This window comes from Actinacidiphila glaucinigra (assembly GCF_035918135.1).
Classification (GTDB): domain Bacteria; phylum Actinomycetota; class Actinomycetes; order Streptomycetales; family Streptomycetaceae; genus Actinacidiphila; species Actinacidiphila glaucinigra.
In genome coordinates, this window is record NZ_CP109144.1 from 8,658,499 (window position 1) to 8,681,598 (window position 23,100).

24 protein-coding genes are annotated in these 23,100 nt (G+C 73.7%); 8 read left to right on the forward strand and 16 right to left on the reverse strand.

Annotation, left to right across the window (positions count from 1 at the left end; genetic code table 11):
• Positions 1-43: 43 nt before the first annotated feature.
• The gene (locus OIE69_RS39315; RefSeq protein WP_326579944.1) at positions 44-2,590 is read right to left on the reverse strand and encodes a SpoIIE family protein phosphatase; all 2,547 of its coding nucleotides are present in this window, start codon (positions 2,588-2,590) and stop codon (positions 44-46) included.
• A gap of 174 nt (positions 2,591-2,764) precedes the next feature.
• On the opposite strand from OIE69_RS39315, the gene OIE69_RS39320 reads away from it, so the two are divergent.
• On the forward strand, positions 2,765-3,292 hold the full coding sequence (locus OIE69_RS39320) for a GNAT family N-acetyltransferase (protein WP_326579946.1): 528 nt from the start codon (positions 2,765-2,767) through the stop codon (positions 3,290-3,292).
• A 468-nt stretch (positions 3,293-3,760) separates the two neighbouring features.
• On the opposite strand, the gene OIE69_RS39325 is transcribed toward OIE69_RS39320, so the two are convergent.
• Positions 3,761-5,590, reverse strand: coding sequence for a glycoside hydrolase family 15 protein (locus tag OIE69_RS39325; protein ID WP_326579948.1), 1,830 nt, complete (start codon positions 5,588-5,590; stop codon positions 3,761-3,763).
• Positions 5,591-5,850: 260 nt separating this feature from the next.
• Between OIE69_RS39325 and OIE69_RS39330 the strand changes: the two genes are divergently transcribed.
• Positions 5,851-6,522, forward strand: coding sequence for an ATP-dependent DNA ligase (locus OIE69_RS39330; RefSeq protein WP_326570665.1), 672 nt, complete (start codon positions 5,851-5,853; stop codon positions 6,520-6,522).
• Between the two features lie 147 nt (positions 6,523-6,669).
• On the opposite strand, the gene OIE69_RS39335 is transcribed toward OIE69_RS39330, so the two are convergent.
• The 4 genes from OIE69_RS39335 to OIE69_RS39350 form a co-directional block, all read right to left on the reverse strand.
• Positions 6,670-6,930 carry a response regulator transcription factor gene (locus tag OIE69_RS39335; protein WP_326579951.1) on the reverse strand — a complete coding sequence of 87 codons (261 nt, stop codon included), beginning with the start codon at positions 6,928-6,930 and terminating at the stop codon, positions 6,670-6,672.
• Positions 6,931-7,075: 145 nt separating this feature from the next.
• Positions 7,076-7,348 carry a S26 family signal peptidase gene (locus OIE69_RS39340; protein ID WP_326579953.1) on the reverse strand — a complete coding sequence of 91 codons (273 nt, stop codon included), beginning with the start codon at positions 7,346-7,348 and terminating at the stop codon, positions 7,076-7,078.
• A 101-nt stretch (positions 7,349-7,449) separates the two neighbouring features.
• A complete protein-coding gene (locus OIE69_RS39345; RefSeq protein ID WP_326579955.1) occupies positions 7,450-7,869 on the reverse strand; it encodes a hypothetical protein in 420 nt (139 codons plus the stop codon).
• Positions 7,870-8,064: 195 nt separating this feature from the next.
• On the reverse strand, positions 8,065-8,739 hold the full coding sequence (locus tag OIE69_RS39350) for a class I SAM-dependent methyltransferase (RefSeq protein ID WP_326579957.1): 675 nt from the start codon (positions 8,737-8,739) through the stop codon (positions 8,065-8,067).
• A 174-nt stretch (positions 8,740-8,913) separates the two neighbouring features.
• Between OIE69_RS39350 and OIE69_RS39355 the strand changes: the two genes are divergently transcribed.
• Positions 8,914-9,348: a hypothetical protein gene (locus OIE69_RS39355; RefSeq protein ID WP_392567624.1), complete on the forward strand. Its 435-nt coding sequence runs from the start codon at positions 8,914-8,916 to the stop codon at positions 9,346-9,348.
• Positions 9,345-9,806 (forward strand): group III truncated hemoglobin, encoded by a 462-nt coding sequence (locus OIE69_RS39360; RefSeq protein WP_326579959.1) that lies wholly within the window; start codon positions 9,345-9,347, stop codon positions 9,804-9,806. The genes OIE69_RS39355 and OIE69_RS39360 overlap by 4 nt, the downstream gene beginning before the upstream one ends.
• A 134-nt stretch (positions 9,807-9,940) precedes the next feature.
• Here the strand turns inward: OIE69_RS39360 and OIE69_RS39365 are convergent, their stop codons facing one another.
• Positions 9,941-10,948 (reverse strand): zinc-binding alcohol dehydrogenase family protein, encoded by a 1,008-nt coding sequence (locus OIE69_RS39365; protein ID WP_392567625.1) that lies wholly within the window; start codon positions 10,946-10,948, stop codon positions 9,941-9,943.
• Between the two features lie 151 nt (positions 10,949-11,099).
• On the opposite strand from OIE69_RS39365, the gene OIE69_RS39370 reads away from it, so the two are divergent.
• Together OIE69_RS39370 and OIE69_RS39375 are read left to right on the forward strand one after the other, a co-directional pair.
• A complete protein-coding gene (locus tag OIE69_RS39370; RefSeq protein WP_326579961.1) occupies positions 11,100-11,303 on the forward strand; it encodes a hypothetical protein in 204 nt (67 codons plus the stop codon).
• Positions 11,304-12,274: 971 nt separating this feature from the next.
• Positions 12,275-12,694 carry a PPOX class F420-dependent oxidoreductase gene (locus OIE69_RS39375; RefSeq protein WP_326579963.1) on the forward strand — a complete coding sequence of 140 codons (420 nt, stop codon included), beginning with the start codon at positions 12,275-12,277 and terminating at the stop codon, positions 12,692-12,694.
• A gap of 15 nt (positions 12,695-12,709) precedes the next feature.
• On the opposite strand, the gene OIE69_RS39380 is transcribed toward OIE69_RS39375, so the two are convergent.
• The 4 genes from OIE69_RS39380 to glgA all read right to left on the reverse strand — a co-directional run bounded on the left by OIE69_RS39380 (position 12,710) and on the right by glgA (position 17,072).
• Entirely contained in the window at positions 12,710-13,465 is a 756-nt protein-coding gene (locus OIE69_RS39380; protein WP_326579965.1) for a TIGR03943 family putative permease subunit, read from the reverse strand.
• Entirely contained in the window at positions 13,462-14,472 is a 1,011-nt protein-coding gene (locus tag OIE69_RS39385; RefSeq protein WP_326579967.1) for a permease, read from the reverse strand. Before OIE69_RS39385 ends, OIE69_RS39380 begins: the two co-directional genes overlap by 4 nt.
• Positions 14,473-14,646: 174 nt before the next feature.
• The gene (gene glgC, locus OIE69_RS39390; protein WP_326579968.1) at positions 14,647-15,864 is read right to left on the reverse strand and encodes a glucose-1-phosphate adenylyltransferase; all 1,218 of its coding nucleotides are present in this window, start codon (positions 15,862-15,864) and stop codon (positions 14,647-14,649) included.
• A gap of 17 nt (positions 15,865-15,881) precedes the next feature.
• Entirely contained in the window at positions 15,882-17,072 is a 1,191-nt protein-coding gene (gene glgA, locus OIE69_RS39395) for a glycogen synthase (RefSeq protein WP_326579969.1), read from the reverse strand.
• 145 nt (positions 17,073-17,217) lie between these two features.
• Between glgA and OIE69_RS39400 the strand changes: the two genes are divergently transcribed.
• Positions 17,218-17,964: a class I SAM-dependent methyltransferase gene (locus OIE69_RS39400; RefSeq protein ID WP_326579970.1), complete on the forward strand. Its 747-nt coding sequence runs from the start codon at positions 17,218-17,220 to the stop codon at positions 17,962-17,964.
• A gap of 8 nt (positions 17,965-17,972) precedes the next feature.
• Here OIE69_RS39400 and OIE69_RS39405 read toward each other — a convergent pair whose 3' ends face one another.
• On the reverse strand, positions 17,973-18,842 hold the full coding sequence (locus OIE69_RS39405; RefSeq protein ID WP_326579972.1) for a DivIVA domain-containing protein: 870 nt from the start codon (positions 18,840-18,842) through the stop codon (positions 17,973-17,975).
• Between the two features lie 762 nt (positions 18,843-19,604).
• Here OIE69_RS39405 and OIE69_RS39410 point away from each other — a divergent pair.
• The gene (locus OIE69_RS39410; RefSeq protein ID WP_018557772.1) at positions 19,605-20,552 is read left to right on the forward strand and encodes a N(4)-(beta-N-acetylglucosaminyl)-L-asparaginase; all 948 of its coding nucleotides are present in this window, start codon (positions 19,605-19,607) and stop codon (positions 20,550-20,552) included.
• Between the two features lie 14 nt (positions 20,553-20,566).
• Here the strand turns inward: OIE69_RS39410 and OIE69_RS39415 are convergent, their stop codons facing one another.
• The 4 genes from OIE69_RS39415 to OIE69_RS39430 form a co-directional block, all read right to left on the reverse strand.
• Entirely contained in the window at positions 20,567-20,788 is a 222-nt protein-coding gene (locus OIE69_RS39415) for a ferredoxin (protein ID WP_018557771.1), read from the reverse strand.
• A 41-nt stretch (positions 20,789-20,829) separates the two neighbouring features.
• Positions 20,830-22,044: a cytochrome P450 gene (locus OIE69_RS39420; protein ID WP_326579977.1), complete on the reverse strand. Its 1,215-nt coding sequence runs from the start codon at positions 22,042-22,044 to the stop codon at positions 20,830-20,832.
• A gap of 41 nt (positions 22,045-22,085) precedes the next feature.
• Positions 22,086-22,781: a TetR/AcrR family transcriptional regulator gene (locus OIE69_RS39425; RefSeq protein ID WP_326579979.1), complete on the reverse strand. Its 696-nt coding sequence runs from the start codon at positions 22,779-22,781 to the stop codon at positions 22,086-22,088.
• A gap of 80 nt (positions 22,782-22,861) precedes the next feature.
• Complete coding sequence (locus OIE69_RS39430) at positions 22,862-23,083, reverse strand: hypothetical protein (protein WP_326579981.1); 222 nt, start codon at positions 23,081-23,083, stop codon at positions 22,862-22,864.
• Between the last annotated feature and the right edge of the window lie 17 nt (positions 23,084-23,100).

Below are 23,100 nucleotides of genomic sequence, written 5' to 3' on the forward strand. Positions count from 1 at the left end.
CCTGCGGGGGATACGGGGTGGGGGTATGCCTGTCAGGCGTGCGTCACACGGGCGTCAGAGTCTGCTCGGTCCAGATCGTCTTGCCGCGGGGATGATGGCGGGTGCCCCACTGCTGGGCGAGCTGCGCCACGAGGAGCAGACCCCGCCCGCCCTCGTCGTACGTACGGGCACGACGCAGGTGCGGGGTGGTGTTGCTCGTGTCGGTGACCTCGGTGATCAGCGCCGTGGTGTTGTGGATCAGACGCAGCTGGATGGGCGGCTTGCCATAGCGGATGGCGTTGGTGACCAGTTCGCTGACGAGGAGTTCGGTGGTGAACGAGGTCTCCTCCAGGCCCCATGCCGTGAGCTGCGTCGTGGCGTGGTGGCGGGCCTGGGCGACGGTGACGGGGTCGCTGGGCAACTGCCAGGTGGCGATGTGGTCCGGTGGCAGCGTGCGGGTCCGGGCGACCAGCAGGGCGATGTCGTCCGTCGGACGGTGCGTGATGAGGGTGGTCAGGACCCGGTCGCAGATCGAGTCCAGGGACCCGGCCGGGTGCGCGAGGGCCGTGAACATCTTGTCCAGGGACTGGTCGATGTCGTGGTGGTGCGGGTCCAGCAGCCCGTTGGTGTAGAGGGCGAGGACCGTCCCCTCGGGGAGGTTCGTGGTCATCGTCTCGAACGGCAGCCCGCCCAGGCCCAGCGGGGGGCCCGCGGGGACGTCCAGGAAGTGGACGGCGTGGTCGGGGGTCACCACGGCCGGTGGAGGGTGCCCCGCGCGGGCGAGGCTGCACTGGCGCGTGGTCGGGTCGTACACCGCGTACAGGCACGTGGTGCCGATCCCGCCCGCGGTCTCCGCGTCCTGGTCGTCCCCGGCGTCGTCGGAACAGAGGTGGATCACCAGGTCGTCGAGGTGGGTGAGGAGTTCGTCCGGGGGCAGGTCCACGTCGGCGAGGGTCCGCACCGCGGTGCGCAGCCGGCCCATCGTGGCCGAGGCGCGGATGCCGTGCCCGACGACGTCGCCGACCACGAGGGCGACACGGGTCCCGGACAGCGGGATCACGTCGAACCAGTCGCCGCCCACCCCGGCGTGGGTCGTCGCGGGGAGGTAGCGCGTGGCGACGTCCAGGGCGGCCTGCTCGGGCAGGGTGTGCGGCAGCAGGCTGCGCTGCAGGGTCATCGTCGTCGTGCGCTCGCGGGCGTAGCGGCGGGCGTTGTGGATCGCGGTGGCCGCCCGGTGGGCGAGCTTCCCGGTCAGCGCGAGGTCGTCGGCGCTGAACGGGACGGGATTGCGGTGCCGGCTGAAGACCGCAAGCCCCAAGGTGCTTCCGCCGGCCGTGAGGGGGATCGCGATGACCGAGTGGGTGCCCGCCTCGCGTATCCACGCGGCCCGCGGGTCCTGGGCGGCCCAGCGGGCGAGGGTGGCCTCGGTGATGTCGTACAGCGCGGCCTTCCCGGTGGCCAGCGTCTGCGCGGGAGGGGAGCCCGGGGGATAGGTCGCGGTGTCGCCGAGGGCGATCAGGGCCTCGGGCGTGCCGGGCAGGATGGACCTCGCGGCGGTGCGGGTCACGGTCACCGGAGCGTCCGAGGCCGACGCCCGGGCGCGGGTGGACGGCTCGATCAGGTCGACGGCGGCGTAGTCGGCGAGTTCGGGCACCACCAGGTCGGTGAGTTCCTGCGCGGTGCGGGTGGTGTCCAGGGTCGTGCCGATGCGGGTGGCCGCGTCGTGCAGGAGATGCGAACGGCGCCGGACCTCGGGGTCCTCGGCGGCCGGGTGCGTGGTGAGCACCACCCCGCGCACCGTCCCCGCCGGGTCCGCGAGCGGGGTGAGCGTCGCCCGCAGGGCGTGTTCCCCGTCGGGGCCGTCCACCGCGCCCGTCCCGTCGTGCGCCCGGTCTTCGTCCCCGTGCCGGGTGTCCGGCATCCCGTTGTGTCCGGCGGCGGTGGAGCCGTCCGCCGCGAAGGGCGCCGGGGCATGCTGCGGGCGGCCGCTGGTCAGCACGCTCCGCATGTGCGTCTCCGTCTGCCGGGCGGTGTCACCGGGGGCGAGGTCGGCCAGTCGCAGGCCGCGCATCTCGGCCTCGCGCAGGCCCAGGGTGTCCTCGAAGGCGGCGTTGGCCCGCGTCAGACGCAGGCCGGCGTCGAACACCGCCTGGGGGCACGGTGACTGCGCGAACGCCCAGCCGCGGAGGGCGTCGTGGGCCGGAGGGTCGCCCGAGGAGGCGGGGACCGCCGCGACGACGAGCCAGCCGCCCCTGCCGTGGCCGCCGCCGTCGCGGCCGGGCTCCCTGCCGTCGCCCCCGTCCTCGGTCCCGCGGTGGTGGGCGAGCAGCCGCAGCCGCAGGGTGTGTCCGTCCCGGTGGCGGAGTGCGAGCGTCCCGGACCAGCGCGGCGTGGAGGGCGACGGGGCGTGCGGCGGGGGTCCGGCGAGGAGCAGCGTGGCGGGATGGCCGATGATCTCGGCGGGGGTGTGGCCGAGCAGATGGTGGGCCTGGGCGCTCCAGCCGGTGACGACCCCGTGGTCGTCGAGCGTCGCGGAGGCGGTGTAGGCGGTACCGCCGTCGGCGCCCCGGGACTCCGGCTGTCCACCGGCGGCGGTGGGAAGTGGCTCCATGGCTGTCATCTCGCCCTCGCTAGGTTCTTTCCCCCGCTGGGCCGGGGGAACCGGGCTCGGCCAGGCCATCCACTGACCAGCATCGTGCCTGCGAAGAGCGAGCACCAACGCAGCGGATCGGCATACCGGGCGGGGCCGCCGGAAGGTGCGCCGGGGCGTGAGAGCATCGCGGGCATGTTCCTGGAGACCTCCCGGCTGCGCGTGCGTCGCTTCCGCCCGGCTGACGCGCCGGCCCTGGCCGCCTACCGTTCCGACCCCGCCGTCGCCCGCTACCAGGGCTGGAGCGAACCGGTGTCCCACGAGGAGGCCGCCGGCCTCGTCGCGGGCTTCGCCGCAGGGGATCCCGAGGAGCCCGGCTGGTTCCAGTACGCGGTGGAGCTCACCGCCACCGGCGAGCTGATCGGCGACATCGGCGTGTGCCTGCACGACAACCGGATGCAGGCCGACCTCGGCTTCACCCTCGCCCGCGCGCACCAGGGCCACGGCTACGCCACCGAGGCCGTCACCGCGCTGCTGGACCTGCTCTTCACCGAGGGCGGTCTGCACCGCGTGTCCGCCGAGTGCGACGCCCGCAACACCGCCTCAGCCCGGCTGCTGGAACGCGTGGGGTTCCGGCTGGAGGGCCGCCGCCCGGCCCACACCTGGATCAAGGGGGAATGGACCGACGACCTGCTGTTCGGCCTGCTCGCCGACGACCGGTAGCGGCGTCACCACCTCTGCGGACCGGACGGGGAATGAGGGAGTCCGCTTCACGGTTGCACCAGGCGCGGGAGACCTGCCTCGGGGCTCCACGGGAACCGACGAGCGGTCCGGCCCCCACGGAGCCCGCGGAGCAGGAGAACGGCCCCGCTCCGATTCGGCGCCGGCCTGGCCCCCTTCCCGGCCGGCGCGGATCGTACGGCGCGCTCATGGTGAGCAGCGCGTCGGGAACCGTCGCCACGCGGCGCCGAATCCGTACCGGACGCCCCGTCACACCGCCCGGCGCGAAGCCGGGTTGAGCCCCGGGTGGGTCAGTCCGGCTCGCGGGAACGCCCCGGCGGGTGTCTGATGGCATCAGCGGCCCGGGGCCCCGGAGTGGCCCCCGATGAAACGGCCCCGGGCCCGCTTCGTACGTCCCTGAGCCCCGGCCTCCGGCCGACTCCGCACCGCCGCACCGCCTCTGACGTCCCATCAGGCGGCGATGGACTGCCGGGCCTCACTGATCGCCCACGCGGCGGTGACGAGACCGATGTGGCTGAACGCCTGCGGGAAGTTGCCGAGCAGTTCACCGGTGGCCGGGTCGATCTCCTCTGCCAGGAGGCCCACGTCGTTGACGTACGCCGCCGCCCGGGCGAAGACGTCACTGGCCCGCTCGGCCCTGCCGGCCAGGGCCAGCGCCTGGGCCAGCCAGAAGGTGCACAGCAGGAAGGTGCCCTCCTCCCCGGCGAGGCCGTCCACCCCCTCCTCGGTGCGGTACCGGTAGACCAGACCCGCGTCATCGGTGAGGTCCCGCTCCGTCGCGTCGATGGTGGCGCGGACCCGCGCGTCGTCGGCGGGCAGGAAACCGACGATCGGCATCATCAGGTTCGACGCGTCGAGGGCGGTCGAGCCGAAGTACTGCGTGAAGGCACCCGCCTCCTCGCTCCAGCCCTCGCGCAGCACGGTCCGGTGGATCTCGTCCCGGGTCCTGCGCCAGCCCGTGACCTTCCCGCGGGGCGCGCCCAGAGGCCCGGCGAGCCTGATGGCCCGGTCCAGCGCCGTCCAGCACATGACCTTGGAGTACAGGAAGTGACGGGGTTCGCCACGGACCTCCCAGATGCCCTGGTCCTTCTCGGTCCAGCGCTCCGCCGCCGCGTCCGCGCAGGCGACGAGGAAGCGCCGGGTGTCGTCGTCGATGCGGTCCAACTGGTCGGCGAGGCGGTACGCGGCGTCGAGGAGCTCCCCGTAGACGTCGATCTGCTGCTGGCACCACGCGCCGTTGCCCACCCGCACCGGCCGGCTGTCCCGCCATCCCCGCAGGTGGGGGAGGGTGCGCTCGCTCAGATCGTGCTCGCCGCCCACGCCGAACATGATCTGCAGAGTCCGGTCCGCGCCCAGCGACGGCGCGGCGGTCGCCAGGAAGGCGAAGAAGTCGTGCGCCTCGTCGGGGCAGGCCGCCACCCACAGGGCCTCCATCGTCAGGCACGCGTCCCTGCCCCAGGTGTAGCGGTAGTCCCAGTTGCGCTCGCCGCCCACGCCCTCCGGCAGCGAGGTGGTCGCGGCCGCGATGATGGCGCCGCTGGGCTGGAACGACAGCGCCTGCAGCACCCGGCCGCTGAGGTGCACCAGGTCGCGCCAGGGCCCGTCGTACGCCTGGTGCATGTCCGACCACGTCTGCCACGCCGCGATCGTGGCGTCCAGACGGTCGGAGAGGTCCTCCTGCGTCCAGACGTGGGCCGGGGGCTCCTCCAGCGTCGAACGCTGCAGACCGAGGCAGACGGACTCCCCGCCCCGCAGGGTGAAGGCGCCGTGGGCCGTGGCGTCGGCGAAGTCCATGCGGTGCGCGGTGGTGAGCACCAGCCACTCGGCCCCGCCCCGCGACGTGACCCCGCCCGCGGTCTCCGACAGGATCGGCGCCACGAGCCCGTACTCCGGACGCGGACGGTACTCCGTCTCCATCGGCACCTCGCCCCCGGTGCAGGTCAGCCTGCGGGCCAGCAGGCGCGGCGCGCCGGCCCCGAGGCTGTGCGCATCGCCGTCGGGGCCGGTCAGCAGCGCGTCCGTGAGCGTGACCGTCCCGGATCCGGTGCGGAAGGTCGTCTCCAGCACCATGGACCGGTCCACGTACTGCCGCGTCGCCTCGTACGGGACCGACGGCCGGACCGACCAGTGCCCTGCCGCGCCGTCCAGCAGTCGCGCGAAGACCGAGGGACTGTCGAAACGGGGGAAGCACAACCAGTCGACCGAGCCGTCCCGGCTCACCAGCGCGGCGGAGTGCCGGTCGGAGATCAGTGCGTAGTCTGCGATCGCGGTCGAACTCATGGCAGCTCCCACGGACGGTGCCTCAGCGGACCGGCCGGCCGGCGCCGTACCCGGCGGGCGCCGCGCACTCGGCGAACACCACACCTGGCGGCCGGAGTTCGGTCGCGACCGTCCCGATGTCCCCGGTCTGTCACGGCAGACCGGTCCCGCTGTCCGCGTCCATGCCTCCAGTGTGCCGCGGGAGGCGGCGGGCGACCGGGGTGTGCGGGGGTGTACGGGGGTCCGCGGTGTTTGATTCGCCGGTCGGGGGGTGTGGGGGGATGCTGGTGTATATGGGTACGCGTGTTCCTGCGGATTCTGTGGCTCGGGCGGATCTGCCCGCGTGGTCGCCGATGCTGGCGGTGGCGGGTCCGTTGCCGGGGGTGGGGGTGGAGGCGGAGTACGGGTTCGAGCCGTTGTTCAACGGGGCCCGGGTGCTGGTGTATCTGCCGGGGGACGGGCGGGTGCGGTTGGTGTCGGGGATCGGGCAGGACGTGACGGCGGGGTATCCGGAGTTGGAGGGGTTGGCGGGGGTGTTGCCGCCGGGTCTGGTGGGGGTGCTGGACGGGGAGGTGGTGGCGTTGGGGAAGCATGGCGGGGTGTCGGTGGAGCGGTTGCAGCGGCGGATGAGTGTGCGGCATCCGGCGGCGGTGGCGGAGGCCGCGGCGGCGATGCCGGTGCGGTTGGTGGTGTACGACATTCTGCATTTGGGGGAGCCGGTGTTGCATTCGCCGTATACGGCGCGGCGGGCGTTGCTGGATGATCTGGGGGTGTCGGGGCCGCATGTGGTGGTGCCGCCGTACTGGCCGGCGATGGCGAGTGAGGCGTTGCACTACATCCGGCAGGAGGGGTACGACGGGGTGGTGGCGAAGCGGTTGACCAGTACGTATCTGCCCGGTCGCCGCAGCCGTGACTGGATCAAGGTCAAGAACCTCCACGCCGACGCCACCTGACCGCCAAACCCCGCTTCGGCCCGGGTGACTTGGCGCGTGCGGCCGGCCGGCCGGCGGATCGGGCCCAGATCGGTGACGGAGGACCGCGGACGAGGTGTCGGACCAGGTCGTCCGCTTCCCGTCCGGTCACCTTCCGTGCCGCCGGTCTCACAGTCCGAGTGCGATGGCGGTGCGGGTGAGTTCGGCGGTGCTGTGGATGCCGAGCTTGGCGCGGATGCGGCGGAGGTAGGCGTCGACGGTGTGCTTGGACAGTCCCATGTGGCGGGCGGTCTGGAGGTAGGTGCGGCCCGCGGCGATGTGGCGCAGCGTCTCGCGTTCGCGGGGGGCGAGTTCGGGGAGCCCGGTGCCGGTGTCGGCACCCGTCTCGGCGTCGGTGTCGGCGTGGGATGTGGCGGGTGCGGGGCTCATGGGGGTGTCCTTCGGCGGGGCGGCTGTCGTGGCTGCTCGCGCCCTCGGAAGCGGGAGGCGGATGTCCGATTAGGGCGTTTTGCCCTACATCCACTACCTTCGCGCTGCGGCGTCATCACCCTGTCCGCCGACTGTCACGGACGTGTCACGAGGCCAGAGTTTTTCCGGCCGTCCGAGGGCGGGGGACGCTGTCGACCGCCGTGCAGATGCCGTGGACCCGGCCGTGTCCCGTCCAGCCGTTGACATGGCCCCGGTTGTTGCTGATCTGCACCCGCTTCCTGGCCGGGTCCACCGCGGACACCAGGTGCAGGTACACCGTGCCCGCGACGCGGGCGAGCACGTTGTCGCCGACCTCGACCTTCGACGGGTCGACCGGGACGACGGTCACCTGCCGGCGGCTGCGGATCAAGGGGACCATCGAGGATCCGCTGGGCCGGAACTGCCCGGCGGGCCGTCCAGGTCGCGACGGCGTCGACCAAGACGATGCGCGGCGACCGGGGTGGAGGCGGGGCGCGGCGGTCAGCGCAGGGCGCCTGAGGCGGGGCGCAGCAGCCCGAACCAGTCGCCCAGGAGCAGCTGCCCCTTCCAGGCGGCGACCTGGTCCTCGGACACCTGGTACTTCGCCGCCACCTCGGAACCGCGGGCGTCGCCGCCTGCCATGAGCACCACGACGCGGGCCTTGTCGACGGCGGAGAGCCGGTCCTCCGACTTGTCCGGCAGGGCGCCGGAAGCGGTGCAGCCGGACGCGGCGGCCGCGACGGGCAGGCCGGGCAGGGCCTCCCGCGCCGTATCGGCGCCCCCCTGGTGGCCCTCCCGTGAGCACGGGGCGGGGCGGTCGGCGCCGGGGTGGGTCAGTTGCGCGGCTCCCGCTGTACCGGCGGCGACCGCCAGGGCGGCCATCACGGTGGCGACGGGGCGCCGCAGGGTGTGCCTGGGCATGGCAGGTGCTCCGTTCCGGGAGGTGAGGAGGTGGGGCGGGTGCGGATGGGCGGAGGTCCGCGGCGGGAGTTCTCTTTCCCGATCCGGGGAGGTTGGTGATGTCTCCAGTAAGCCGTGCGGCCGCCCGGGCGTCATGTCGCTGGATCCCGGGACTTGACAGAAGTGCCGCCGATCCGGGCGCCGCCGGTCCGCGGCTCAGTCGGCGCGCCGGTAGTGGGCGGCGACGCCGGGCTGGCCGGTGTAGTTGGGGCCTGCGTCGGGGTCGGCGCCGACGTAGCGAAGGGGGAGGCGGACGGCGCGCGGGCCGGTGAGCGTGAGGCGGTGGTGGCGGGCGCTGTAGGCGAACCCCCCGGCCCGCAGGGCGGCCAGGGCGAACCGCCCGGCGGGACCGCCGTCGGCCCATCGGATCGCGGCGGGGTCGAGATGGGCGACGAGCAGGCCGCCGGGCCGGAGCCAGCCGGCGGCACGGGTCAGCAGTCCGAGCCGGTCACCGATGTAGTGGAGGCCGTGGACGCAGGTGATCAGGTCGAACGGCGCGGCCGGCTCCCAGACCGTCACCGACGCGGAGACCAGTTCCACCGTGGGCGGCGGGGGCGCGACCGCCAGGGGCCCCACCAGGTCGACACCGGTCAGTCGCGCCGTCGCCGGCAGGCGGCCGGCGGCCTCCCGCAGGGCGAGCCCTTCCCCGCTGCACAGGTCGAGCCAGCGTGGTTCGGGGGCGTGGGAGAGCAGATGGCCGGCCGGGTCGAAGCCGAGTTCGCGGGCGTAGCTGTTGGCGCCGGTCAGACCCCGCTCGCGGTTCATGGTGCTGTTGGCGACGACGGAGGTGAGTTCGAGCCGGTGGTCGGGCAGCAGATCGGGCGGGGTCATCGGGCCATTCTCGGCGTCGACCCGCCTGATCCCCAAGCCGGTTGGGGGGATGTGACGGCCGACTCTAATTTGCATCTGAGATACCAATTTACGCTAGGGTGGAGGCATGGACCTTCACCGCAGCAGACGTCACCCCGTGCGTACCGCCCGGAGCCGCTCCGAGCGGGGGGCCCGGTGAACGCCGGCGCCGTGCTGGCGCAGGTGGCCGCCGTTTTCGTGTGGCTGGGGATGGTGCTCGGGATCTCGTTCCTGGAGGCCCCCCTCAAGTTCCGCGCCGAGGGGATCACCGTGCCCCTGGGCCTGGGCATCGGGCGGGTCGTCTTCCGCGCGCTGAACCGGGTCGAGGCCGTACTCGCGGCGATCGCCGCCGTGGCGCTGGCGTGGGAGGTGCCGGGACCCGTCGCGCTGGGTCTGGGCGCCGGAGCCGTCGCCATGCTCCTGGTGCAACTGCTCGTGGTACGGCCCTCGTTGAACCGCCGCACGGCCGCCGTCCTCGCGGGGGAGGCCGGCCCGCGCAGCCGGGCCCATCTGCGGTACGTCGCGCTCGAGGTGGTCAAGGCGCTGTGCCTGGCCGGATGCGGTGCGACGCTCGTCCTGGAGCGGCTGTGAGCGCGCCCGGGCCCGTCGCCACGCAGGGCGGTACGGGTCGCGACCTCACGGACCGTGCGGACGTCGAACGGCTGGTGACCGCCTTCTACCTCCGGGCCTTCGCCGACCCCCTGATCGGCCCGATCTTCACCGAGGTGGCTCGGATGGACCTCGACGCGCACATGCCCATCATGTGCGACTTCTGGGAATCGGTGCTGTTCGCCGCCGGCCGGTACCGGCGCAACGCGCTCGCCCCGCATCTGGCCCTGCACCGCATGGCCTCCCTGGGGCCCGAGCACTTCGGCCGCTGGCTGGCGCTGTGGTCGCTGACGGTGGACGAACTCTTCCACGGCGAGAAGGCCGAACTCGCCAAGCTGCAGGCCGGGCGCATCGGGGGATCCCTCCAGCGCCGCCTGGCCGGCCGCGACGCCGGCGAGTACGTCACCATCCGCCGCCGGGAGGGCGGGGAAACCGTCTGATCGCGGCCGGATCCCAAGGCTCCGCGTGCCACCGGCAGGCAGTCGCCGAAGAGCGACGCGGGCCGTGCGGTGGCCGGGCGGACTCCGCCGCGGCGGTGCGCGGGGACGTTCCGCGCCCGTCGCCGGGGGAGCCCTCAGCGGGTGACGACGACCTTGCCGATGCTCCGGCCGGACTCCACCATCTCGTGGGCGCGGCGCAGCCCGGCGGCCGAGAAGTCCTCGATGGTGGTGGTGACGGTGCTGCGGATGCGGCCGTCGTCCACCAGGGCCGCGATCTTCTGCAGCAGGTTCTTGTGCTCGATCATGTCGGGGGTCCGGAACATCGGCCGGGTGAACATGAACTCCCAGTGCCACGCGATGCTCTTGGCCTTGAGCGGTAGCAGGTCAAGGCCCTCGGGCTCGTCGATCGCCGTGATGTGTCCGCCGGGGCGCATGATCCGGGCGTAGGTGCCGACGTTGCCGGCCGAGTGCGGGGAGAGCAGGTAGTCGACGCCCTCCGGGGCGGCCGCGGCGGCGGTCGCGGCGAGGTCGTGGTGGTCGACCACGACGTCGGCCCCGAGCCCGGTGACCCACTGCGCCGTCTCGGGCCGGCCGGCCGAGGCCAGCACCCGCAGGCCGGTCAGCTGCTTCGCCAGCTGGATGAGGATCGAGCCCACGCCTCCGGCGCCGCCCAGCGCCAGCAGGGTGCCGGTCGACCTGCTGTCGAGGGCGAACCGGTCGAAGAGGGTCTCCCAGGCCGTGATGCCGGTCAGCGGCAGGGCGGCGGCCTCGGAGAAGCCGAGGCTGCGCGGCTTACGGGCCACGAGGCGCTCGTCGACGGCCTGGAACTCGGCGTTGCTGCCGGCTCGGCCGAGGTCCCCGGCGTACCAGACCTCGTCCCCGGCCTGAAGGGTCGTCACCTCCCCGCCTACCGCCTCGACGACGCCCGCGGCGTCGAAGCCGAGGACGCGGGGCCCGTCGGAGGCGGGCAGCCCCGCGCGGACCTTGACGTCCACGGGGTTGACCGACACCGCCTGCACGCGCACCAGGACGTCACGGGGCCCGGGATCCGGCAGCGGCAACTCGACGTCGACGAGGCTCTCGGGGTCCCCCACGGGCAGACCCCGGTAGGAGGCGACGGCCCGCATCGTCCGTTCGGTCATGACCGGAGGCTCCCTCGCTGGGCTGACGGATCCCGGCCAGCCTGGCACGCCCTGCCGTCCCCGGCAGCGGCGGTCGGGCCATCCGGGTGCCACCGCGGGGTCGCCGTCAGGCCGTGATGCGGGGCGGGGCCGGACGTGTCGTCCTGGCGGCATGCAGCGTCGCGTCATCGTGATGCCGCCATCGACGAGCGGCGGCCGGCGCGTCCGTGCGGACGGCGGGATCCCGGGGATCGCGTACCACCTCCGCGACTTCCAGGAGTTCCTGCGGCGCGCCGGCCTCGATCCCGAGGCCATCGACCCGACGCCCCGGACCTCGTCGAACGGCGCCGGGGCCGGCCCCGGCGTGTGGACCTGAGGCCCCGCCGCGAGAGCCCCGGCCACCGCCTACTGCGGTTCCTCGCACCGCACCGCGCACCAGCCGACGAGCACCAGGCCCAACTCCCGCATGAGCCCGGTCAGTCCCGGGACCGCTGCCACCGTCGCCCGTGCCGCCGGGGTCGGGCCCAGGGGTGACGACCCGGTCGCCGGCGCAGCGTCCGCGCACCGCCACCGGCCCGACGCGAGCGGCGAACGAGTCGGCGACCCGGCCCTGTCCGTCCCGCAGCGCCACGCCCGTGTACACGTGCGCCGCCGGGAGCAGTTGGCACAGCCGCCGCCGGGTGAGCGCGCCGGTCAGCGGTTCCGCCGGGGTCTCCCGCAGACGGAGTTCGTCGAACACCCGGACCGCCGAACCGCCTTCCCCGACCGTCCGCGCGTGCTCCCGCTTCAGGTCGTCCGCGCTGTCGTCCGGCGGCGTCAGCGGGGGCAGCTCCGCACAGAGCGTGGGCAGGGTGCAGCCGACCTGCCGGGGGTCCGCCGACGGCAGGCGGCGCAGCGTCAGGACGAGTCGCCCGGCGGCCAGGAAGGCCGAACGGTCGGCCGGATCCGCCCGTACGGCCTCCCACACCGCCCCGCCGAGCTCGAGCCGGGTCTCCGGCGCGAAGGATTCGGCAGTTGTCCGGCAGGCGGTCCGGAGCGGCCGAACCGCCGGCCGTCCTCCGCGTCGACCAGGGTCACGCCGATCAGGCCGTCGTCAGGCATGGGCGCATGGCAGCGACCGGTCAACGGAACGGGAGCGCCGCTCAGCACGGCACGGGCGCCGGTTGGGGACCCCGGCCGCCGCCGCGGCCTGGGGTGCTGCCCGAGCGCGCGGGTTCCGCTGACGCGCGGGCCCGGCGCCCCCCTTCGGCGGACAGCGCAGGGCGCGCCGGGCCCGGGCCGCCGCCCGGCGGGACGGGATGTGGCACGGTGAGGCGCAGCGCCGAAGATCACCGAGAAGGAGCCCCCGTGTCCAAGCCCCCGCTTCCCCCGGCCGCGGTCGAGATGCTGAAGAAGCCGAACCCGGCCGTGATCACGACACTGCGGGCCGACGGCCAGCCGGTGTCCACGGCCACCTGGTACCTGTGGGACGACGGCCGGGTGCTGGTCAACATGGACGGCGGCCGCAAGCGCCTGGACCACCTGCGCAACGACCCCCGGGTCACCCTCACGGTCCTGGACGAGGGGAACTGGTACACCCACGTCACCCTGATCGGGCGCGTCGCCGAACTGCGCGAGGACACCGGTCTCGCCGGCATCGACCGGCTGGCCCAGCAGTACCTGGGCCGCGCCTACCCCCAGCGGGACCGCGAGCGCTTCAGCGCCTTCATCGAGATCGAGCGGTGGCACGGCTGGGGCACGCTCAAGGACAGCAGCCAGCCGGGCTGACCTGGCACCGACGCGTCAGCCCTCGTACGGCTCCGCAGGCTCCCGAACCGGCCGGGCGCGGCTCACGTCCAGGAACGGGACGGGACCGTCGTTGACCGGATCCTTGGCCCGGCGCGGGGTGTAGGTCCCGGTCACCTCCAGCCAGGCGTCCGGCCGCAGGACGGGCGGCACCTGCCCGGTCAGGCCGATCTTGACCGGGCGGGCGTCGGCGGCGCAGCAGTTCAGCACCATGCGGGTCAGGTACGGGGTGCCGTCGCGGCCGATGCTGACGAAACCGGTGAGGGTGACCTGACGGCCGCTCAGGGAACGCCCGCGGTCGTAGACCGCTCGGCCCGCGTAGTCCCCGGTCTCCATCCGCAGCGGGTCCCCGGCGGGCAGGGCGGGGAACCCGAAGGGCCGGGGGACGGACGTGCCGGTCCGGGAGGCGGAGTAGGACCCCAGGGCGGGCGGGGCCACCAGGACCAGCGCGAGCACCGGAAGCACCAGCAGCCACGCGACCTTCGGCTCGTGGTGCGCGTGCGCGTGCCCCGTGTCGTGCGCGTCGTGCGCGTCCTCGTGCCCGTCGTCCGGCCCCTGCCCGGTGCGGCGGCGGGGCCCGCGCAGTTCGTACCAGACGGTCGCCAGGGCGGCGGCGACCAGCACGGCGCCGGCCGCCAGCAGCAGCGGCTGCAGCCCGGCCTTGACGTACCGCAGATAGAGGTCGCTGAGCCCCGCGTGCAGCAGCGCCACCCCGGTCAGCAGCAGAACGACGGCCTGCGCCTCCCGGTTCACAGCAGCACCGCCCCGGTTGCGGAGCCCAGGACGACGGCCACGGCGAAGGTGGCGGGCGCGAACCGCACCGCGAAGGCACGTCCGAAGGCGCCCGCCTGCAGGGCGAAGAGCTTCAGGTCGATCATCGGCCCCACGACGAGGAACACCAGCCGGGCGGTGAGGGAGAACTGCGACAGCGACGCCGCGACGAACGCATCGGCCTCCGAGCAGATCGACAGCACCACGGCGAGCACCGCCAGCGCGAGCACGGACACCACCGGGTTCCCCGACGCGAGGCGCAGGACGTCCTCGGGCACGAAGGACTTGAGTGTCGCCGCCGCCATCGCCCCGACGACCAGGAACCCGCCGGCGTGCATGACGTCGTGCCGCACCGAACCCCAGAACGCCGCGCCCCTGCCCTGCCCCTCGGCCGACGGGTGCGCCTTCGGGCGCAGCAGGTCGGGGCGCCCCAGACGCTGCCACAGCCAGCCCATGGCGCAGGCGACCAGCAGGCCGGCGGCGAACCGGGCGACGACCATGCGCGGCTCGCCCGGGAAGGCCACGGCCGTGGCGGTCAGCACCACCGGGTTGATCGCCGGCGCGGACAGCAGGAACGTCAGTGCCGCCGCCGGAGCCACCCCCCGCCGCACCATCGCCCCCGCGACCGGCACCGACGCGCACTCGCAGCCCGGCAGGACCGCCCCCGCCACGCCTGCCACCGGCACCGCCACCGCGGGGCGGCGCGGCAGCGCCCGCGCGAAGAACGACGGCGGGACGCAGACCGCGAGCACCGCGGAGAGCAGGACGCCCAGTACCAGGAACGGCAGCGCCTGCACCACGACCGCGACGAACACGGTCGTCCAGCTCTGCATCACCGGCGCGGACAGCGCCTGCCGCACGGGCCCCTGCAACGTCAGGACGACGAGCAGCAGCAGCGTCAGCACCAGCGGCGAACTGACCCGCCACCCCTGCTCCGGGTCCGGCCGCGCGGTCCCGGCCGGCGCCGGGGCCTCCTTGGTGACGGTCACGTGGGTACTACCTCCGGGCGGGCAGGGGGGCGTGAAGGACTTCACCCTCCATACGCGGCCGCCGGGCCCGGTGTCTCACACCCGCACCCGGCCTTTGCGCACCCTTGGCCCAAGCCGGGCCCCGAGATGACCATGGACGCGACCCCGTCCGACGGTGTCGGCGGACCGGCACGGTCAAAGCACGCGCTGCCCCTTGCCCAGCGCGATGATCCCGTTCGCGGAGGCGTGGTAGAGCTCGCGGTCGCGCTCCGGGTTGACGCCGACCGTGGCGCCCGCGGGTACGGCCACGTTCTTGTCGAGGATCGCGCGGCGCACGACCGCGCCCCGCCCGATGCGGACGTTGTCGTGCAGCACCGATCCCTGCACCACCGCGCCCTCCTCGACCACCACACCCGGCGACAGCACGGACTGCGTGACCTGCCCGGAGATGATGCAGCCCGGGCTGACCATCGACTCGCTCGCGATCCCGCCGGCCACGAACTTCGCCGGGGGCAGCCGCAGCGAGTGCGTGTACAGCGGCCACTGGTCGTTGTACAGATTGAAGACCGGTTGGACGGAGATCAGGTCCTGGTGGGAGTCGTAGTACGCGTCCAGGGTGCCCACGTCCCGCCAGTAGCCGTGGTCGCGGGTGGTCTCGCCGGGCACGTGGTTGTCGTCGAAGTCGTAGACCTGGACCTGCCCCTTGGCGGTCAGCAGCGGGATGATGCTGCCGCCCATGTCGTGCACCGACGCGTCGTCCTCGGCGTCCTGGGCCAGCGCGTCCAGCAGCACCTTCGTGGTGAACACGTAGTTGCCCATCGAGGCGTACACCCGGTCGGGGTCGCCGGGCAGGCCCGGGGGATCGGTGGGCTTCTCCAGGAACCGCTCCACCCGCACCCCGCCAGGTCCCGGGGTGATGATCCCGAAGGAGGGCGCCTGGTCGCGCGGGACGCGGATGCCCGCGACCGTGGCGCCCGCGCCGGCCTCGATGTGCTGGCGCAGCATCTGCCGGGGGTCCATGCGGTACACGTGGTCGGCGCCGAACACCACGATGTAGTCGGGCTGTTCGTCGTACACCAGGTTGAGCGACTGGTAGATGGCGTCCGCGCTGCCCAGGAACCACCGCGGGCCCAGCCGCTGCTGCGCAGGGACGGGCGTGACGTAGTTGCCCAGCAGGTTCGACATCCGCCAGGTCGTGGTGATGTGCCGGTCCAGTGAGTGCGACTTGTACTGCGTCAGGACGCAGATGCGCATGACGTCGCCGTTGACGAGGTTGGACAGGACGAAGTCCACCAGTCGGTAGGCGCCGCCGAACGGCACCGCCGGTTTGGCGCGGTCGGCGGTCAGCGGCATCAGCCGCTTGCCCTCCCCGCCCGCGAGCACGATTCCGAGCACCGAAGGTCCGCCGCGCATCCCTGCCCCCTCTGCCGCTACCGCCCTTGCGAGTTGCAGATCTCCTCGTACACGCCCACGGTGCGGCGGGCCACCGCGTCCCACCCGAACTCCGCCACCGCACGCTCACGTCCCGCGGCCCCCATCCGCGCCGCCGCCGCCCGATCGCCGGCGAGCGTGTCGACCGCCGCGGCCAGTCCCGCCTCGAACGCCTCGGAATCCTTCTCCTCGTACGGCACCAGGAGCCCGGTCACGCCGTCCTCCACCACCTCCGGGATCCCGCCCACCGCGGAGGCGACCACCGGAGTGCCGCACGCCATCGCCTCCAGGTTCACGATGCCCAGCGGTTCGTACACCGACGGGCACACGAACACCGCCGCGTGCGTGAGCAGTTGCACGACCTCGGGACGTGGCAGCATCTCCGGGATCCAGATCACCCCGCCGCGCACCGCCCGCAGTTCCTCCACCAGTTCGCGGAACTCCCGGTCGATCGCCGGGGTGTCGGGCGCCCCGGCGCACAGCACGATCTGCAGGCCCGGATCGATCCGGCGGGCGGCCCGCAGCAGGTGCGGGACCCCCTTCTGCCGCGTGATCCGCCCGACGAACAGCGCGTACGGGCGGCCGGGGTCGACGCCGTGCGCGGTCAGTGCCCCGGTGGACGCGTCGGGCCGGTAGAGCCGGGTGTCGATGCCGTTGTGGACGACGTGCACCCGCGCCGGGTCGAGCGCGGGGTAGCTCCGCAGGATGTCCGCGCGCATCCCGTGCGACACGGCGATGACGCCGTCCGCGGCCTCGACCGCCGTCCGTTCCGCCCAGCTCGAGAGCGCGTACCCGCCGCCGAGCTGCTCGGCCTTCCAGGGACGCAGCGGTTCGAGGGAGTGGGCGGTGAGCACGTGCGGCACGCCGTACAGCAGCTTGGCCAGGTGGCCGGCGAGGTTGGTGTACCAGGTGTGCGAGTGCACCAGGTCCCGCCCGGCCAGCGCGGCCGCCATCGACAGGTCCACCGACAGGCTGCGCAACGCCTCGTTCGCGTCCTCGAGCTCCGAGGCGGCGGCATGCCGGGTGACGACGCCTGGGGCGTCCCCGCCGTCCCCGCCGTCCGTCCCGGCCCAGCAGTGGACCTGAAGATCCGTCAGCGATCGCAGCTCGCGGGCCAGGAACTCCACGTGGACGCCCGCCCCGCCGTAGACGTACGGCGGGTACTCCCGCGTGAGCAGTGCCACCTTCACGGGCGCCTCCCCGGGTCCCGTCGCCGTGTTGGGACATCCATGCCCCGCAGAACGGTGTTCGATCCGTGTTCCCCGCCTTTCGCCGGGTGATGCCCCGCGCGGAATTCCTTCGACTTCTCCGCTCGCTTCGTGAATCGTCGGGCGCATGCGACAGGACGACATCTGGGGCGCGGAGACCGCCCGGAGCTACGACACCCCCGGCACCGGCATGTTCGCCCCGGAGGTACTCGGTCCGGCCGTGGACCGCCTCGCCGAACTCGCCGACGGCGGGCGGGTGCTCGAATTCGCCATCGGTACCGGCCGCGTCGCCGTGCCGCTCGCCGGGCGAGGCGTGCCGGTCAGCGGCATCGAGCTGTCGCAGCCGATGATCGACCGGCTGCGCACCAAGGCGGACGAAGCGACGATCCCGGTCGTCACCGGCGACATGGCCACCACCCGCGCCCCAGGCGTCTTCCGGCTCGTCTACCTCGTCTACAACACGATCTCCAATCTGCTCACCCAGGCCGAACAGGTCGCCTGCTTCCGTAACGCCGCCCGCCATCTCGCACCGGGCGGGCGCTTCGTGATCGAACTGTGGGTCCCCGAGCTGCGCAAACTGCCGCCCGGCCAGCAGGCCGTGGTCTGGCACTCCGAATCCGGCTCCATGGGCGTGGACACCTACGACGTCCTGCGGCAGCAGGTCGTCTCGCACCACTTCCGCTTCGCCGACGGCGAGCGGACACGGCTGTTCCGCACCCCGCACCGCTACGTCTGGCCCGCCGAGCTCGACCTCATGGCCCGGCTCGGGGGATTCGACCTGGAGTCCCGCCACGCCGACTGGCACGGCGCCGAGTTCACCGCCGAATCCCGTTCCCATGTCTCCGTCTACCGGCTCCCCACCGCCGAGCGGTGACCGGTGGTCTAGTCCTCCTCCCCGCTCAGGGAGCCCGCGGCGGTGAGCGTGGCGGTCTCCGGGGCCGGCACGGCCTCCGGGGCGGGAGCCGGGGGGACGGGCTGGGCCTGCGCGACGCGCTTGGCGGTGGCGCGGGTGAGGGAGACCGTCGGGGGAGCGGGGGGCGGCGCGAGGGAACGGGCCAGGTCGCGGTCGAGGCGGCGGAGCTGCGACTGCATGTGGGCGGTCAGACGGCCGCGGTAGGCGTTCTCGAAGGTGCGGAGGTCGTCGACCTTGCGCTGGAGCGCGGTGCGGGCGGAGGTGAGCGCGATCATCGCCTGACGGTGCTTCTCGCGGGCCTCGTGCTCGAGGGACTGGGCGCGTTCGCCGGCGTCGCGGCGCAGGTTCTCCGCATGGCCGAGGGCCTCACCGACGATCTTGTGGGCTTCGGCGCGGGCCTCGGAGACGGCCTGCTCGGCGGTGCGCTCGGCCAGGGCGAGCAGGCGGGCCGTGCTGTCGACGGCGAACCCGGGCTGCTTCTCGGCGTCCTCCACGGCCTCCCCGGTCTCCCCGCGCTCAGCGGGCTCAGCGGCTTCGGTGGCGACGACGGGGGCGGGCTCCGGTTCCGGCACGACTTCGGGTTCGGGCTCCGGCTCGGGCTTCGGTTCAGGTGCGGACGCCACCTCGAGTGCGGGCTCCTCGTGCTGCCGGGCGGCTGCGGCCTCGGCGGCGGAGAGCTCGGCGCGCAGGTCCTGATTGATCCTCAGCAGCCGGGTCAGCTCGGTCTGCACCTCGTCCAGGAAGTCGTCGACCTCGCGCTCGTCGTAGGCCTCGCGGAGGCGGACGGTGGTGAACTGCGTCCTGCGCACGTTCTCGGGGGTAATCGGCGTCTGTGCCATCTGCTCACCTCGAGGTGTTCGTCGACAAGTCCTGACCGCATCCGTCAACTCCAGCTTGGGCGGCGGGCCGGGCCGGGGCAGCCCGGGAACACCGCGCGGGCGCGGTGCGGGCGGTGTCACCAGCGCCGATCGTGGGACCCGGGTGAGCGGCGTGGAGGGCGCAACTACGGGCGGCGCAGTGGCAACTGTGATCATGCGCGTCGTCATTGCGCCCGCAGACAGCGTGGATTTCCCTCCGCGCTCGGCGAAAGGGCCGGACGGGTGAATACGGGCCCCGGGCCCTGGGTACGGAACGCGCATGGAGATGCCGGGCGGGGACGAAGGGGCGTGGTTCTTCCCCCTGGGGATGGACCAGGAGGTGTACGGGGCGTTGGGCGGATCCGCCGGCGGCAGGGGGAGGTTCCGCCGCCGTGAGGACCGTCGGGCGGACCGGGACGTGCCGGACGCGGCCGGCGCCGCGATACGCTGCGGGGCCTGTCCCGGGAAGAGGAGTGGGAGGCCAGGGCCCGGATCGCGGGACGGACGCGGCTGGGCGTCCACCTCCTGGACGGTACCGGCGGCCTGCCCGACGAGGACCGCACCGACCGGCACGCCTGCGTCGGCCGATTCGCGACGACCTGCGCGCCCTGGCGGCCGGCCCCGGGCACTGACCGGCGTCCGCGAGCCCCCCGCTAGGCTCGCGGCGACGTCGGACCAGGTCGTCGCGGGTATCCGGGCCCGCCGGCGGCCCGCGCGGCCCGACCCGCCATCGAAGGGAACGCCATGACGCAGCCCGTCATCATCGGAAGCGAGCGCAGCGAGGTCGGCCTGCCGGCCGGGATGGACGTGCTGCGGCGGGGCGGGACGGCGCTGGACGCCGTGGAGGCGGCGATGCGCCGCTGCGAGGACAACCTCACCGACCACTACGTCGGCACCGGCGGGCTGCCCAACGCGCAGGGCGTCGTCGAGCTGGACGCCTCCGTGATGACGGGCTCGGACCGCAGGTTCGGCGCGGTCGGCGCGCTGCGCGGGTTCCCCAACCCGATCTCGGTGGCGCGCGCGGTGATGGAGCGGCTGCCGCAGCACTGCCTGCTGGTGGGGGAGGGCGCGGCGTTGTTCGCCCGGGAGAACGGGTTCGAGGGCGCCGAACTGCTGACCGACGAGTCCCGGGCCATGTGGCGCGAGCAGTTGCTGACCGCCGCCGAGGCGGTGGAGGGGGAGAACACCCCCGCGGTCGACGGTGACCACCGCTACCGGCGGGCGGCGCTGGAGCTGGTACGGCGGATGGCGCCGCACGAGGGGCCGTGGGGGACGATCAACATCGTCGCGCTCGACGCGCACGGCGAGATGTGCGTGGGCGTCTCGACCTCGGGCTACCCCTTCAAGTACCCGGGACGGGTGGGCGACTCCGCCGTCCCGGGGGCGGGCAACTGGTGCGATCTGCGCGGTGGCGGGGCGGCCTGCACCGGCCGCGGCGAGCTGAGCCTGCGCGGCGGGACGGCGCGTACGGTGGTCGACCTGCTGGCGCTGGGCAAGGAGCCCGCCGACGCGTGCCGGGTCGCCCTGGAGGAGGCGGCCGGCCTGCCCGACGAGTTCCGGTCCGAGTTGCGGGCGCTGGCGCTGACCCCCGACGGGCGGCACGGGGGTGCGGCAGGGCAGGAGGGCAGCGTCTACGCGGTCATGACCGATGCCTCCACCGAGCCGGAGCTCCGCCCCCGCACGCTGGTCTGAGGGCCGCCCGGGCCCTACGGCTCGGGCGCGATCAGTTCCCCGCTGGTCGCGTCCCGGATCGTGATCGCCTCCACCGGGCAGGACTCGGCGGCGTCGACCAGGAGCTCGTCCGGTTCGGCCGTCGGGTGCCTGGGGCAGGACTTGCGGTCGCGGAGCTCGAAGTGCTCGGGGGCGATTCCGGCGCAGGAACCGGTGCCGATGCAGGTGTTCCGGTCCACCTCGATCTGCCAGGTCATGGTGCACCTCCTTCGGGGTCGTCAGGTCTCGTCGGGTGTCGTCAGGCGTCTCGGGCCCGGTCCCAGGTGACCGGCATCCGCTCGGGTCCGCGCAGCGCGACGCCGGACTTCCACAGGACGCTCTCCTCCGGCCCGGCCAGGCGCAGTCCGGGCAGCCGGTCGAGCAGGGTGCTCAGGGCCACCTGCAGTTCCATGCGGGCCAGTTGGGCACCCAGGCAGTGGTGCGGTCCGTGCCCGAACCCGACGTGGGAGGCCTCCTGGCGCAGCACGTCGAGCCGGTCGGGGTCGGTGTAGACCGCTTCGTCGCGGTTGGCCGACACGGGGCAGACCACCACCGCCTCCCCGGTGCGTACGGTGCCGCCGCTGAGTTCGACGTCGTCCAGCGCGTAGCGGGGCATGCCGGCGCCGTTGCCCAGGGGGACGTAGCGCATCAGTTCCTCGACGGCGCCGGGGACGAGGCCGGGGTCGGCGCGCAGCGCCGCGAGCTGCTCGGGGTGGGTGAGCAGGGTGTAGACGAAGTTGGGGATCTGCGAGGCGGTGGTCTCGTGGCCCGCGACGAGCAGTGAGACCGCCAGGACCTGCAGTTCCCGTTCCGACAGGCGCTCGCCGTTGTCGCGGGCGTCGACCAGCGCGCCGAGGAGGTCCTCGTGCGGCGCGGTGCGGCGTTCGGCGATCAGCCCGGCCATGTAGGCCATCAGGGCGTCCGTGCAGTCCTGGATCTCCTGCGGGGTGTACTTGGTGGTGGACAGCAGAGCGTCGGACCAGGTGCGGAAGTCGGCGCGGTCGGCCAGGGGGACGCCGAGCAGTTCGCAGATGACGGTGACGGGCAGCGGCAGGGCGAAGTCCGCCACGAGATCGGCGGGCGCGCCGCGGGCGGCCATGCCGTCGGCCAGTTCGGCCGCGATCTGCTCGGTGCGGGGCCGCAGGAGCTCGATGTGCCGGGCGGTGAAGGCCTTGGCCACGATCCGCCGCAGCCGGGTGTGGTCCGGTGGGTCGAGGTCGAGGATGCTGCCCTCCAGGCCCCGGTGCGGCCGCAGGCGCGGCTCGTCGCGGTGGACGGCCTCGGCCCGGCTGAACCGGGGGTCGCCCAGGACGGTCCTGACGTCCTCGTACCGGGTGACCAGCCAGGCGGCCTCCCCGTAGGGGAACCGGACCCGGCACAGCGGCTCGTCCCTGCGCAGTCCGGCGAAGGCCGGGTCGACGGTCAGCCGGTCGGCTTCGGTGAAGGGGTAGTTGCGGGGCTCGGTCGCGGCCATGGCGCATGCCTCCAGTGGACTCGGGGGGTCGGGTGCGGTCCTCACGACGGGCCGGGGGGACGGCGCGGCGCGGCGGGCCGGCCGGCGAGGGCGGGGCGCAGCAGGTGGCACAGGTCGTCGGCGAGGAGTTCCAGCGGGTCGTCGGTGTCGACCGGAAGGCCGCCGGCGATCCAGGCGGTGAGGAACGACCCGGTCTGGAGCACGGCCATCAGGGCCCGCTGCCGGGCCTGCGCGGGGGTGACGCGCTTCCATCGGCGGGGCGCGGCGGTCAGCAGGGCCACGTAGCGTTCGTGCGCCGCCAGGTAGCGGTCGCGGGCGCTGCCGTCGTCACCGGCCGCCGACGGGGTGGCGGCCAGCAGGACACGGATGGTCGGCGCGAGGGCCCGCCAGCTCGCCGCGGCGTGCTCCAGCCACTCGCGTACGGCGACGCGCGTCCACTCGGGGACGGCGGCCAGTTCGGCGTAGAGGGCGTCACTGGCCTGGTACACCCGGTCCGTCAAGGCGGCGACGATCTCCGCCTTGCCGCGGAAGTGCGCGTACACCGTGGCCCGGGTGACGCCGGCGGCGCGGGCGATGTCCTCCATGGTGGCGGCGACGGACGACTTGGCGGCGAAGACCTCGACCGCCCCGTCCAGGACCCGGTTGCGGGTCAGGTCACGCTGCTCGGTACGCAGGCTCACCCGCGGTGCGCCCACCGCGGTCGCGGATCCGGCACCGGCCGGCCGACGACGTTCCATAAGGAAAGACTACAAAAGGGACCGAGTCTGTACATTTTGTGTACGGCGGAAGCGGGGAGCGAGTGCGGGGCCGCGGCCCGTCAGCCCTGGTTGCGGGGGTGGGCGCGGGCGCCGCGTTCGTTGCCGCGCTTGTAGTTGCCGGTCCAGCGGGCCATGACCAGTTGGGCGTCGCCGCGCTCCACCTCTTCCAGGAACCGCTCGGCGCGTTCCCCGCGCAGGACGGCGGCCGTGTGCGCGCCGTGGGTGACGACCACGGTGCCGTCGCCGTGCCGGCGGTAGGAGAATCCCTGGGGTCGGGGCATGGCGGCGAGCGTAGAAC

Bases quoted from the DNA above. Each gene is read 5' to 3' on its own strand.
- OIE69_RS39315 (WP_326579944.1), bottom strand. From the start codon at position 2,590: ATGGAGCCACTTCCCACCGCCGCCGGTGGACAGCCGGAGTCCCGGGGC.
- OIE69_RS39320 (WP_326579946.1), top strand. From the start codon at position 2,765: ATGTTCCTGGAGACCTCCCGGCTGCGCGTGCGTCGCTTCCGCCCGGCT.
- OIE69_RS39325 (WP_326579948.1), bottom strand. From the start codon at position 5,590: ATGAGTTCGACCGCGATCGCAGACTACGCACTGATCTCCGACCGGCAC.
- OIE69_RS39330 (WP_326570665.1), top strand. From the start codon at position 5,851: ATGCTGGTGTATATGGGTACGCGTGTTCCTGCGGATTCTGTGGCTCGG.
- OIE69_RS39335 (WP_326579951.1), bottom strand. From the start codon at position 6,930: ATGAGCCCCGCACCCGCCACATCCCACGCCGACACCGACGCCGAGACG.
- OIE69_RS39340 (WP_326579953.1), bottom strand. From the start codon at position 7,348: ATGGTCCCCTTGATCCGCAGCCGCCGGCAGGTGACCGTCGTCCCGGTC.
- OIE69_RS39345 (WP_326579955.1), bottom strand. From the start codon at position 7,869: ATGCCCAGGCACACCCTGCGGCGCCCCGTCGCCACCGTGATGGCCGCC.
- OIE69_RS39350 (WP_326579957.1), bottom strand. From the start codon at position 8,739: ATGACCCCGCCCGATCTGCTGCCCGACCACCGGCTCGAACTCACCTCC.
- OIE69_RS39365 (WP_392567625.1), bottom strand. From the start codon at position 10,948: ATGACCGAACGGACGATGCGGGCCGTCGCCTCCTACCGGGGTCTGCCC.
- OIE69_RS39370 (WP_326579961.1), top strand. From the start codon at position 11,100: ATGCAGCGTCGCGTCATCGTGATGCCGCCATCGACGAGCGGCGGCCGG.
- glgC (WP_326579968.1), bottom strand. From the start codon at position 15,864: ATGCGCGGCGGACCTTCGGTGCTCGGAATCGTGCTCGCGGGCGGGGAG.
- OIE69_RS39400 (WP_326579970.1), top strand. From the start codon at position 17,218: ATGCGACAGGACGACATCTGGGGCGCGGAGACCGCCCGGAGCTACGAC.
- OIE69_RS39405 (WP_326579972.1), bottom strand. From the start codon at position 18,842: ATGGCACAGACGCCGATTACCCCCGAGAACGTGCGCAGGACGCAGTTC.
- OIE69_RS39410 (WP_018557772.1), top strand. From the start codon at position 19,605: ATGACGCAGCCCGTCATCATCGGAAGCGAGCGCAGCGAGGTCGGCCTG.
- OIE69_RS39415 (WP_018557771.1), bottom strand. From the start codon at position 20,788: ATGACCTGGCAGATCGAGGTGGACCGGAACACCTGCATCGGCACCGGT.
- OIE69_RS39420 (WP_326579977.1), bottom strand. From the start codon at position 22,044: ATGGCCGCGACCGAGCCCCGCAACTACCCCTTCACCGAAGCCGACCGG.
- OIE69_RS39425 (WP_326579979.1), bottom strand. From the start codon at position 22,781: ATGGAACGTCGTCGGCCGGCCGGTGCCGGATCCGCGACCGCGGTGGGC.
- OIE69_RS39430 (WP_326579981.1), bottom strand. From the start codon at position 23,083: ATGCCCCGACCCCAGGGATTCTCCTACCGCCGGCACGGCGACGGCACC.